The organism is Kitasatospora sp. NPDC089913 (assembly GCF_044748625.1).
In the GTDB taxonomy this organism is placed as follows: domain Bacteria; phylum Actinomycetota; class Actinomycetes; order Streptomycetales; family Streptomycetaceae; genus Kitasatospora.
In genome coordinates this window covers 1-11,986 of sequence record NZ_JBIVGI010000033.1, presented here as the reverse complement: position 1 = coordinate 11,986, position 11,986 = coordinate 1, and the positions used below count along the sequence as shown (strand labels likewise).

At 72.6% G+C, this 11,986-nt stretch carries 8 protein-coding genes; 5 read left to right on the top strand and 3 right to left on the bottom strand.

The genetic code is table 11. The features are described 5' to 3' along the window. Nucleotides 1-55: 55 nt before the first annotated feature. Complete coding sequence (locus ACIPYS_RS34345; protein ID WP_400753614.1) at nt 56-2,182, bottom strand: NPCBM/NEW2 domain-containing protein; 2,127 nt, start codon at nt 2,180-2,182, stop codon at nt 56-58. 128 nt (nt 2,183-2,310) lie between these two features. Then, nucleotides 2,311-4,440 (bottom strand): alpha-galactosidase, encoded by a 2,130-nt coding sequence (locus ACIPYS_RS34340; protein ID WP_400753611.1) that lies wholly within the window; start codon nt 4,438-4,440, stop codon nt 2,311-2,313. Nucleotides 4,441-4,749: 309 nt separating this feature from the next. Between ACIPYS_RS34340 and ACIPYS_RS34335 the strand changes: the two genes are divergently transcribed. From ACIPYS_RS34335 to ACIPYS_RS34320, 4 genes are all read left to right on the top strand, one after another. Next, nucleotides 4,750-5,793, top strand: coding sequence for a substrate-binding domain-containing protein (locus ACIPYS_RS34335; RefSeq protein ID WP_400753608.1), 1,044 nt, complete (start codon nt 4,750-4,752; stop codon nt 5,791-5,793). A gap of 163 nt (nt 5,794-5,956) precedes the next feature. Beyond that, complete coding sequence (locus ACIPYS_RS34330) at nt 5,957-7,453, top strand: sugar ABC transporter ATP-binding protein (protein ID WP_400753605.1); 1,497 nt, start codon at nt 5,957-5,959, stop codon at nt 7,451-7,453. Further along, nucleotides 7,450-8,496, top strand: coding sequence for an ABC transporter permease (locus ACIPYS_RS34325; RefSeq protein ID WP_162497188.1), 1,047 nt, complete (start codon nt 7,450-7,452; stop codon nt 8,494-8,496). The genes ACIPYS_RS34330 and ACIPYS_RS34325 overlap by 4 nt, the downstream gene beginning before the upstream one ends. A gap of 177 nt (nt 8,497-8,673) precedes the next feature. Further along, nucleotides 8,674-9,645, top strand: a complete 972-nt coding sequence (locus ACIPYS_RS34320; RefSeq protein ID WP_159424788.1) for a hypothetical protein — start codon at nt 8,674-8,676, stop codon at nt 9,643-9,645. Between the two features lie 36 nt (nt 9,646-9,681). Here the strand turns inward: ACIPYS_RS34320 and ACIPYS_RS34315 are convergent, their stop codons facing one another. After that, complete coding sequence (locus ACIPYS_RS34315; RefSeq protein WP_093858971.1) at nt 9,682-10,491, bottom strand: DeoR/GlpR family DNA-binding transcription regulator; 810 nt, start codon at nt 10,489-10,491, stop codon at nt 9,682-9,684. A gap of 195 nt (nt 10,492-10,686) precedes the next feature. Here ACIPYS_RS34315 and ACIPYS_RS34310 point away from each other — a divergent pair, with 195 nt between their 5' ends. Then, entirely contained in the window at nt 10,687-11,781 is a 1,095-nt protein-coding gene (locus tag ACIPYS_RS34310; protein WP_400753600.1) for a trypsin-like serine peptidase, read from the top strand. Nucleotides 11,782-11,986 lie beyond the last annotated feature (205 nt).

Below are 11,986 nucleotides of genomic sequence, written 5' to 3'. Positions count from 1 at the left end.
GTCGGGCGACCGACCGACGGAACGTCACATCACGGACGGGACCGACGGACGGGCATCAGCAGGTGAGCACCGGAGCGGCCCAGTCGGCGTGGTCGCTGTTGGTGCCGTCGCCGCCGTCCGTCACCACGAGCCGCAGCTCGTTGGCCCCGGCCAGTGCCGCCGTCAGGTGCTTGACGCCGGACGCGGAGGTGACCCGCCCGCTGTCGGCGACCTTGGTGTCGTCGGCGTAGATCTCGAAGGAGACCGAACCGCGGCCCTGGGCCTCCGCGTCGATCCCGACATCGGTGCTGATCGAGGAGCAGGCGCCGCCCAGGTAGTAGACGATCTCGCTGAAGGCGTTGACGCCCAGGCCCTTGGCGTAGGTGGTGCTGCCGATGGTGATGGTGCCGCCGTCCCGAGCCTGGTTGTCGCCGTTGCTCATGTCGCGCTCGACCGGGCCCCAGCTGTTGCCCGCGGCCGACCAGTTGAGGTCGGAGACCTGGTACGTCCCGGCGGCCGGGCCGTCGCCGCAGGCGACGCGGACGTTCGCCCAGTCGGCGTGGTCCCAGGAAGTGCCGTCGCCGCCGTCGGTGACGACCAGCTTCAGTTCCTGCGCGCCGGTGAGGTCGGCGGTCAGCCGTCGGGCCTGGTCCTGGCCGGTGACCGGTCCGCTGTCGGCGGCCTTCACCCCGTCCTTGAAGACCTGGAACACCACCGAGCCGTTGCCGTAGGCGTCGTCGTCGATGCCCACGTCGGTGACCAGGTTGCGGCAGGTCCCGCCGAGGTGGAAGCCGATCTCACTGGGGGCGTGCACCCCGAGGCCGTTGGCGAACTGGGCGCCGCGGATGGTGATCGTGCCGCCGTCGCCGGCCACGTGGTCGCCGTTGCTGCGGTCGCGCTCCACCGGGCCCCAGAAGTTGGACACGGCGGTGAACGGCAGATCGCTCAGCCGGGTCACGCCCGAGGGCGGGGAGACCGGAGAGCTCGGGGTGACCCGGAACATCGCCGTGCCGTGGCCGGGCACGACCGCGCTGATCGTGCCGTCGCCGGTGCTGCTCTTCTTCGACCACAGGTCCTTGACCTTGTAGGACTCGGCACCGCCGATCCCGACCGCCTGCGCGGTGGTGCTGATGGTGGCGTCGTAGGAACCCTCGTTGGTGAGGGTGACCGAACGGCTGCCGTCCGCCAGCGGCTTGCTCATCACCACCAGCCCGTTCTCCCGGGAGACCACGGCGCCCTGCTTGCCCAGCGGGTCCTGGTCCACCGCGATCACATCGGTGTTGGTGAGGATCTCCAGGGTCTCCGGCTCGGCGGTCCGCAGGTCGGTGCCGATCATCAGCGGGGCCGCCATCTGCGCCCAGAGGCTGAAGTGGGTCCGGTACTCGGTGCCGGTCATGCCGCCGTTGCCGACCTCCAGCATGTCCGGGTCGTTGAACGCCCCGGGCTTGGCGTAGTTCGCCAGGCCCTGGTTGGCCTGCGCGATGGAGATCATGCTCTGCCAGTTGTCGCTGATGTCACCGGTGGTGCGCCAGGAGTTGCCGACCGGCTGCGCCCAGTTCCACGGCCCGGTGCTGCCCCACTCGCAGATGCTGTAGAGGATCGAGCGGCCGGTCTTCTTCAGCGCGTCGCCCATCGCCTTGTACCGGGTCCGCGCGTCGACGCCCTTGTTGTTGCAGTTGTCGTACTTGAGGTAGTCGACGCCCCAGGACGCCCACAGGTCTGCGTCCTGCTGCTCGTGGCCGAGCCCGCCCGGGAAGCCCTTGACGTCGCAGGTGTGGTCGCCGGCGCTGGAGTAGATGCCGAACTTCAGGCCCTTGCCGTGCACGTAGTCGGCGAGGGCCTTGATGCCGTGCGGGAAGCGGACCGGGTCGGCCACCAGGTTGCCGCTCGCGTCGCGCTGGGGCAGGGCCCAGCAGTCGTCGAGGTTGACGTACTGGTAACCGGCCGCCTTGAGGCCCTTGGAGACGAAGATGTCGGCGATGCCCTTGATCATCGCCTCGTTGAACTGGGCGCCGCAGTAGGTGGAGTTCCAGTTGTTGAAGCCCATCTGCGGCGTCAGGTTGAGGCCGTTGTCGAGCGCCGCTGCCGACGGTGCGGTGGCGAGCTGGAGCCCGACCGTCACGGCGCCGCCGCCGGCGAACAGGGCTAGTGCGGTGAGCGCGGACGCGGCACGGCGCGCCGGTCGGGCGTCGGGGGTTCGCACGAATCCTCCATCGGGGGATCGGAGTTGGGCGGGGAAAACGGACCGGCCGGCCTGGCGGGGGAGCCGGGCGGCAGACCGGTCGGACCGGCTGGTGGGGGCGGGGCGTCCAGGGTGGCGGAGCGGTCCGCTCAGTTCAGCGGCGTCCAGGCCTGGCCGGCCGCGGCCGGGTTCGGCGGATTGAGTTCCACGGAGGACGTCGGGGCGGACCGCGGGGCGTCCAGGGCGAGTCCGCTGGCGACGTTGGTGATGGTCAGCGCGCCGGTGGCGGCGTTCTGGGTGACCCGCCACTTCTGGTTCGGGCTGTTGGGGTCCCAGCGGTTGAGCACCCAGGCGGGCGAGCCGTTGCCGCCGCCGCCGGTCAGGGTGCCGTGGGTCTGGGTGGGGGTGTCGCAGTTGTCGGTGATCCGGACGGTGCCGTCGGGGTTCGGGGTGAACTTCCACTGCTCCGAGGTGTGCCAGTCCCACCACGTGTTGATGTCGGTGGTCGACCCGTCGGGCGCGGAGCACATGCCGCGGATCTCCAGCACCTGTCCGCCGGTGCCGCCGGCGCTGATGCCGTGGTAGCGGCCGTCGCCGACGACCGCCGCCGGGACGGTGGTGGGCAGGGCCCTGAGGCGGTACATGGTGACGCCGTGGGCCGGGACCCAGCCGCCGACGGTGCTGGTGAAGGTGCCGGTGGCGCCGGTCCAGAGGTCCTTGGCGGTGTAGCCGGGGCCGGTCAGTCCGAGGTCGGCGAGGGTGGGCGTGACGTAGCGCCAGCCGGACGGGTCCTGGTTGATCAGCAGCACCGCGGTGTCACCGTCGGCCAGTTGGCGCTTCAGGACGATCGGATCGGTGGCGTTGTTCGGCGCGCGGCCGACGAGGGTGGCCGGCTCGGCGAGACGGTCCTGGTCCACCGCGATGACGTCGGCGTTCTTGTAGACCGCGAGGGCGGAGTCGCTGATGCCGGTGGACCAGGTGTACCCCTGGTAGCTGTGCCGGGAGTCGGCGGCGGTGCGCAGGTCGGCGCCGCTGATGAGCGGGGAGGCCATCATGGCGAGGATCGACATCTCGGCGCGCGACTCGTCGTCGGTCATCGGCTTGTGGCAGACGCAGGTGTCGGTGGTCCCGTAGATGCCGTAGGGGTTCAGCCACCCCGCGAACATCATGTCCATGTCGTTCCAGCTGCCGGGGCGGACGTTGGCCGGGTACTCGAGCGCCGTCCGCAGCTGGCCGTTGTACAGCACGCCGTCCAGGTCCGGGCCCCGGTCGCCGCCGATCCGGCACAGGTTGGCGACCTGGCCGCACCACTTTCCGGTCGGCGCGTAGCCGGGTGCCTCGCGCTCGGGGGTGCCGGCGGCGACCACCACCGGGTCGGTGCGGGCCGGGTCGTCGGCGGCCAGCAGGTAGGGCACGCCGGAGTGCACCGGCTGGGCGGACACGCTGAGCGTGACCTTGGGCCGGTTCTGCGCCGCCGAGGCGGCGTCCAGCGCCCGGCGGAAGTCCTGCACCCGGGCGTAGACGGACCGGGTGAGCTCGCGGCCGATGCCCTGGGTGTAGTAGTCGTGGCCGTCGGGGCCGACGATCCTCGGCCCGTAGGGGCAGTCGTCGTACTTGACGTAGTCGACGCCCCAGGAGACGAAGTCGGTGGCGTCGGTGGTCTCGTGCCCCAGGCTGCCGGGGCGGCCCTGGCAGGTGGTGTAGGTGGTGGTGGCGTAGAGGCCGAACTTCATGCCCTTGCTGTGCGCGTACCAGGAGAGGTACTCGATGCCGTTGAGGGTCCGGCCGTTGACGGTGTGGGCCGGGAACCGCGCCGGGTCGGGCACCAGGTGGCCGCTGGTGAGGTCGAAGCCGGTTCCGTCGGTGCCGCTGACCGGGTTGCGGTTGGCGTCGTACAGCTGCATGGCGCCCTCGGCGGTCTTCGCGAAGTCCGCGCTCTGGCCGTCGCGGTGGCCCAGTGACCACCCGTCGTCGATGGTGACGGTGTTGTAGCCGGCCGCGACCAGACCGCGGGAGGCCATGAAGTCGATGGTCTGGAGGACCTGCTCCTGGGTGACGGCGGTGCCGAGGGTGTTCCAGGAGTTCCAGCCCATGGGCGGGGTGAGGGCCTGTCCGTTCTCGACGGCGGCGGCGGGGGTTGCCGAGGGGCCGAGGGCGAGCGTGCCGAGTCCGGCGGAGGCGAGGGCCAGTGCGAGCAGGGTGCGGGGCACCGCTCGGGCCAGGGTGCGGGCCAGAGGGCGGGGGAGGGCGTGGGGGAGGTGCGGCGCGGTTCTGCGCATGGGCGCTCCAGGGCGCGAGTGGGGGTGGGTGGGGAGTGCGCGGAGGTGGCACTGAGGTGCGGCAGGGGAGTCGCCGTGATGCTTTCTGTCTCTTTTTCGAACAGAAAGCAACGCAGCATAGACACGACAGAACCCGCCGCTCAAGAGGGCGTGCGAACCCCGGAGGCCGTTGTCATTACTTGTCCCATATGGCGTGTCACGACTTGATCTCGGCGGCGAACGCTACTTGACGGCTCGTCAGAGCGGGGTGTGATATTTCACATCGCGTTTGAATCTGTTTGATTCTGCTGATGAGGAGCGGTCCCCTCCATGATCCGAAGCACCAACCGCCGCGTCGCCGCGGCAGGTTCCCTCCTGTTGTCCCTCGGCCTGGTCACGGCCTGTTCCGACGGTCAGGAGACCACCGGCGCCAACGCCTCGGTGGCTCCGGTCAGCGGGAAGATCTCGATCACCTACCTGCAGAAGCAGGGGGACCAGGAGTACTTCATCGGCGAGGCCGCCGGGGCGAAGGCGAAGGCTGCCGAACTCGGCGTCGACCTCAAGGTGGTGAACCTCGGCAACGACGCCAACAAGACGGTCAGCGAGGTCCAGGCCGCCATCGCCCAGAAGACCAACGGCATCATCGTCGTGGTCCCGGACCCGGCCGTCGGGCCGCAGGTCGTGCAGACCGCCAGGGACGCGAAGATCGCCCTGCTCACCTCCGACGACCAGGTCTGCGCCACCGGTCCGGACCCCGCCGCCTGCGCCAAGGCCGATCTGGTGCCGCGGGTCGGCTTCAGCGGGGCGCAGATGGGCGCCGAGGTCGGCAAGCGCGCCGCCGAGGAGTACACCAAGGCCGGCTGGACGGCCGCCGACACCCGGATCGTCTCCGCCTGGAAGCAGGACGTCACCGTCTGCGGGGACCGGGTCAAGGGCGCGAAGCAGGCCTTCGACGCGGCCGTCCCCGGCGTCCAGAACATCGACGTCGCCACCGACAACACCCCCACCGGTGCTCAGGACAAGGTCGCCGCGACCATCACCGCCAACGCCGGCGTCAAGCACTGGGTGGTGTGGGGCTGCAACGACGAGAACGTGCACGGCGGCGTCACCGCGCTCCAGAACGCCGGTATCGGCGCCGACAACGTGATCGGCATCGGCCTCGGCGCCTACCTCGCCTGCAAGGACTGGAGCGGCGGCAAGCCGACCGGGATGAAGGCCGCGCTGTTCATCAACGGCAAGGAGGTCGGCGCGCTCGCGGTCCAGAGCATGGTCGACAAGCTCAGGAACGGCAAGGACCTGCCGGCCGAGCAGTTCGCCCCCACCACCATGGTCGACGCGGCCGGCTGGCAGAGCGCGGGCGTCACCTGTGGGTGACCCGACCTCCTCCCGGCGGGAGCCCTCGGTACCGGGGACCTCGGCAACCGGCACCCCGCTGTCCGGGTCCTCGCTGTCCGGGTCCTCGGCATCCGGGCCCCCGGTACCGGGCCCCGCCGCTCCGGCCGCCGCGGAAGCGGCCGGAGTCACCGGCGTCGCGGCCGTGACCAAGACCTTCGGCGCCGTCCGGGCCCTCGGCGGAATCACCCTCGACTTCCCCCGCGGCGCGGTCACCGCGCTGATGGGCGAGAACGGCGCCGGCAAGTCCACCCTGCTGAAGATCCTCACCGGCGACCACCAGCCCACCGAGGGCCGCGTCCTGCTCGACGGCCGCCCCGTCGACCTGCGCTCCCCGGCCCAGGCCCGCGCGCTCGGCATCCGGATCGTCCCGCAGGAACCCGAGATCGTCCCGCACGTCTCGGTCGCCGAGAACGTCTACGCCGGCGCCCTCCCCACCGGCCGGGGCCGCCGGCTCGACCGGGCCGAGCTGCGCCGCCGGATCACCGCCGACCTGGAGCGGCTCGGCTTCGCCGGGGTGCTCGACCCCGACCTGCTCGGCTCCCGACTCACCCCCGCCCAGCGGCAGTTGGTCGAGATCCTGCGCGCGCTCACCGGCGAGGCCAAGCTGATCGCCTTCGACGAGCCCACCTCCTCGCTGTCCGAGCAGGAGGTGGACGCCCTGTTCGCGCTGATCGGGCGGCTCCGCGCGCAGGGCATCGCGATCGTCTACGTCTCGCACCGGATGCAGGAGATCTTCCGGCTCGCCGACCGGATCGCCGTCCTCCGGGACGGCGAGCTGGTCGGCGTCCAGGACGCCCGCGACACCGGCGAGGCCGAACTCGTCCGGCAGATGGTCGGCCGCGACCTGTCCGCGATGTTCACCCGTGCCGACGTCGCCACCGACCGGGTCGTCCTGGAGACCCGGGGCCTGACCACCGACCACGTCCGCGACATCGACCTGACCGTCCGGGCCGGCGAGGTCGTCGGCCTGGCCGGCCTCATCGGTGCCGGCCGTTCGGAACTCGCCCTCGCACTCGCCGGGGACCTTCCGGTCCGCTCCGGCAGCGTCACCCTCGACGGCAGGCCGCTGCCGTTCGGCCACCCCGGCCGGGTGATCCGCGCCGGCCTCGGCCTCGCCCCCGAGGAACGCAAGGCCCAGGCGCTGTTCCTGCACCGGTCGGTCCGCGACAACACCTCGATCGCGGTGCTGGACCGGCTGCGCCGCCGGCGCTTCGTCAGGCGCGCCGCCGAACGCGAGCTGGCCGCCGAGTACACGGGCCGGCTGCGGGTGCGGACCCCGTCGATCGAGCACGAGGTGCGCAAGCTGTCCGGCGGCAACCAGCAGAAGGTCGTCCTGGCCCGCTGGCTGGCCCGACGCCCCAAGCTGCTGATCCTCGACGAACCCACCCGCGGCATCGACATCGGTGCCAAGGCGGAGATCTACCGGATCGTCGCGGACCTGGCCGAGCAGGGGGTCGCGCTGCTGGTCATCTCCTCCGACCTGCCCGAGGTCCTCGGCCTGGCCGACCGGATCGTGGTCATGCAGGGCGGGCGGGTCACCGGCGAGCTGGATCGCGCCGACGCCACCGAGGAGGCCGTCCTGCGACTCGCGATGGCCGACGACATCACCCGTACGAAGACCCCGGGAGCAGCATCGTGACCAGCGCCACCACCCCGCCCGCCGTCGACCGGCCCGCACCGCCCGGCCGGCCCGCGCGCGGGAACGGCCGCCCGCTCGCCGTCCTGGCCGCCCTCGGCGGCCAGAACCTCAGCCTGCTCGGCGCCCTCGCCCTGGTCCTCACCGTCTTCGGCTCGCTCAACGAGAACTACCTCAGCTGGACCAACGTCCAGGTGATCGCCGAGGCCGCGACCATCACCGGCCTGCTCGCCGTGGTCCAGACCGTGGTGATCATCTGCGGCGGCCTGGACATCTCGGTCGGCTCGCAGGCCGGCCTGGCCTCGGTGGTCAGCGCGATGGCCTACACCTCGGCCGGGTCGAACGCCGTCGCCGGGACGGCGGCCGCGGTGGCCGTCGGTGTCCTGGTCGGCGTCGTCAACGGCCTGGTCATCGTCTACGGCCGGGTCAACGCGACCATCGCCACCCTGGCCGGCCTCGCCGCCTACAAGGGCGTCGCCCAACTCGTCTCCGACGGACGGGCGCAGGGCTACGTCCTGGGTGACCCGGTGTTCGTCTTCCTCGGCCGGGGGAAGATCGCCGGCCTGCCGGTGATGGTGTGGATCCTGATCCTGGTCGCGCTCGCGGTGCACGTCCTGCTGCAGTACACCGACCTCGGCCGCAACCTCTACGCGATCGGCGGCAACAACACCGCCGCCCGGCTGGCCGGAATCCCGATCAACAAGTACCTGGTGGCCGTGTACGCCCTGATCGGCGCGGTCGCCGCACTCGCCGGGATCCTGCTGACCGCCCGCACCGGCTCCGGGCAGCCGGTCTCCGGAAGTGAGGGCCTGGAACTCAAGGCGATCACGGCCGCGGCCCTCGGCGGCTGCGCGCTCAAGGGCGGCAAGGGCGGCATCGGCGGCACCCTGCTGGCGGTCGCCCTGCTGGGCGCGCTGGAGAACGGCCTCACCGTCGAGGGCATCAACTCCTTCTGGCAGAACGTCGCCCAGGGCTCGCTGCTGGTGGTCGCGGTGGTCATCCAGCAGTCCCGCTCCGGCGAACGGGCGGTCGGCCTGCCCGGGTAGCCGTCCTCCGCCGTTTCCCTCCGCCCCGCCCGCCGTTCCCCGTCCGGTACCGGCGGGGCGTGTACAGGGCGGCGCCCGCGGGCAGGTGACCCCTCGTGGTGGGTGACCGCCCGGGTGCGGACCGTTCGGCGGCCTCCGGTGGGTCACCGTCCGCTGGCAGGACGGGAGGGCGCAGCAGTGACCACGAAATGGACCGGGGTGTCGCTCGAGGACGTGCGGCTCGACGCGGCCGGCATCGCCGGGGCGAGATTCCGCCCGGACCCCTCGGTGGTGCTGCCGGAGCGGGTGGAGGTCTACCGGATCCTGGACGGCCGGGGCGAGCCGCTGTCCTGCACACCGGCCGAGCACGAGCGCTGGGAGCTGGCGGCCGTGGCCTGTCTGGGCCGGTTGTCGCAGGCCCTGGAGGACTTCTACTGGGCGCACGGCGGCACCATGATCGAGATCGACCTCGTCAACGGTCGGCAGAGCCGCTACGGCATCACCGCGCCGCGCCGCTGGCCGGGGCGCGAGCGGCGGGTCGCCGAACGGTCGGGCCGTGCCCAGCGGCTCCTGGCGTCGGAGGTGGGGCGGGCCGTCGAGGAGTACCGGCCGGTGCGGGAGGAGATCGCCCTGCGGGTGGAGGCGGAGCGCGTGGTCCGCGAGGAGGCCCGGGTGGCCGCGCACCGGGCCGAGCGGCACCGCCGGGCGGTCCTGGACGAACTGGCCGGCCGCCGGGTGTGGGAGTACCGGGAGGGCCGGGCGGGGGAGCCGGTGCGGGTCCGGCGGGTCGACCTGCCCCGGCCCGACGGATGGCCGGAGGCCGAGGACGGCGGCGCGGAGCCGCTGACCGCAAGGGAGTTGGCGGATGCGCTGAACGCCCTGAACCGGTCGGCCGAGAGCCCGGTCGAGGTCGGGTGGGACGAGCGCGCGAGGGTCGCGACCGAGGAGGAGTGCCGGGCGCGGACGTTGTCCGGGACCTTCCTGGAGTGGTGGCAGGACCTCGCCGGGCGGAGCTGGTCGGACGGGCCGGACGGTCCCCGCCCGTACTTCCTGTCACCGGAGGCACGCCGCCGTTCCCGGAGCCGCGGGCCGAGCTACGGCGGTACCGGCATGGGCGGGACCGGCGGTTTCACCGGCGGCCACTCCTACGGTGGGTTCGGCGGCTACTGACCCGGCCGCCCGGGGGCACGGACCGGCGCCACCGGGTCAGGCCCCGGCGACCGGGGCGACGACGAGCTCCCCGACGGACTCCGTCAGGGCGGCCCGGGCCTGGGTGTTCAGTCCCGAATCGGTGACGAACACGTCGATCTCGTCGAGCGTGGCGAAGCCGCTGAGCGCGACCACGCCCCATTTGGTGTGGTCGGCGACGACCGCGACCCGCCGCGCCGAGGCGACCAGTGCCCGGTTGGTCTGCGCCTCCGCGAGGTTGGGCGTGGTCAGACCGGCCTTCTCGGAGACCCCGTGGGCGCCCAGGATCAGCAGGTCGACGTGGAGCGAGCGCACGGCCTGGTCGGCGAGCGGCCCGACCAGCGCGGCCGAGGGTGTGGGCGAGCCGCCGGTCAGCAGCAGGGCGGGCGCGCCGGTCCCGTGCTCGTCGCCGGCCGAGCGGACCAGTTCCGCGACCGGCAGCGAGTTGGTGACCACGGTGAGGCGCGGGATGTGCAGCAGCCGGGCCGCGACCGCGTAGGCGGTGGTGCCCGCGGCGACGGCGATCACGCTGCCCGGCTCGACCAGGGTGGCGGCGGCCTCGGCCACCGCGGCCTTCGCGGCCGACTCCAGGCCGGACTTGGCCTCGAAGCCCGGTTCGTCGATGGCGGTGTCCGAGGCGGAGACGGCGCCGCCGTGCACCTTCTTGACCACGCCCGAACGCTCCAGGGCGTCGAGGTCGCGCCGCACGGTCATGTCCGAGACGCCCAACTGGTCGACCAGCTCCGCCACGCGCACGGCCCCGCTGCGGCGCACCGTCTCGGCGATCAGCGCTTGCCGCTGGTGGGCGAGCAGCCCGGTGTCCGCCACGGATGCGCTCCCTCGTGCTGGTGTGCCATCAGGCCCGACAGTCCGTAAAGGATACTGGCTGGCCGCATACGCCCGACCGCCGAGGTGTTCGCCGATACACGACCGCGACGCCTTTACCGGATCCTGACCCGATCGACGGACGCCCGCGACGCCGTCCACACAGAAGCCTGATGAGGCGCGGCTAGCGTCCCGCCCATGTCCAAGACACCTGGTACCACTGCCGAGACGCCCGGAACCACCGCCGGAACCACCGGCACCGACCGGACCCTGCCTCGCGGGCGCGCCGCCCTGGGGGTGCTGCTGACCGCGACCGCGGCCGTGTTGCTGCCGACCGCCGCGGCCGCCGCGGAACGCGAGTCCGTCACGGTGCACGCCGGCGCCACGACCACCGAGGAGCGCGACCGGACCGACGCCTACTGGACCCCCGACCGGATGCGACTCGCGGGCGCACTCGTTCCCGAGATCACGCCCGTGCCCGAGGACGACCGCACGCCGGACGACCCCCGGCCGCTGCCCGCCGGCACCCCGGACCCGGGGGCCGTCTGGACCCACGGCGGGGCGGTGAGCCGCAGCGTGGGGCGGCTGTTCTTCACCTTCTCCGACGGCTACGACGGCAGCTGCACCGCCACCGTCGTCACCGCCGCGAACCGCAGCACCGCCGTCACCGCCGCGCACTGTCTGCGGGGCGTCGGCTCACCCGGCGCCGACGACACCTGGCGCCACAACCTGTACTTCGTCCCCGGCTACCGCAACGGCACGAAGCCGCTCGGCGGATTCAGCGTCCGGAGCATGGCCACCTCGTCGCACTGGGACGCCGACCCGGGCGGCACGACCTCGAACGCCGTCGCGGTGGCGGGCCACGACACCGGGATGCTGGTGCTGAACCGTTCGGCCGACGGGCGGCGGGTCGCCGAGGTCGCGGGAAGCCAGCGGATCGCGTTCACCCGGCCCGTGGAGGGCGAGTTCGTCGACACCTTCGGCTACCCGAAGGACCGGCTCAACGACCCGGCGGCCGAGTACGCCGGCTCGCGCATGATCCACTGCGCCGGACCCGCCCGTTCCGGTCCGGCGGCGCCGCTGCTGTGGGGCGAGTCCTGCGACATGTCGCACGGGGCGAGCGGAGGCCCCCACCTCACGGGCTTCGACCCCCGGACCGGTGTCGGCACGGTCGTGGGCGTCACCACCACGACCGAGGAACTCGCGGGCGGCAGCGCCGGCACGCTCTACGCCACCCGCCTCGGTGACGGTGCGCGGCGTCTGTACGACTGGGGGAGCGGTCGGGCGGTCTGAGGCTGCCCGGGTACTGCCGGTCGGGGAACGCACGGCGCCGCTGATACCGGACCGTTCCCTGTGGTGGGGGTGGTCGGGTGTCAGCGGCGTGGCGGTGTCTGTGCCCCCGTGGGGCGGGGGTGTTACTTGGTGAGGCCGGCCTTGACGGAGCAGACGGGCCAGGCGCCGGGGCCCTGGGCGGCGAGGACCTTCTCGCCGACGGAGA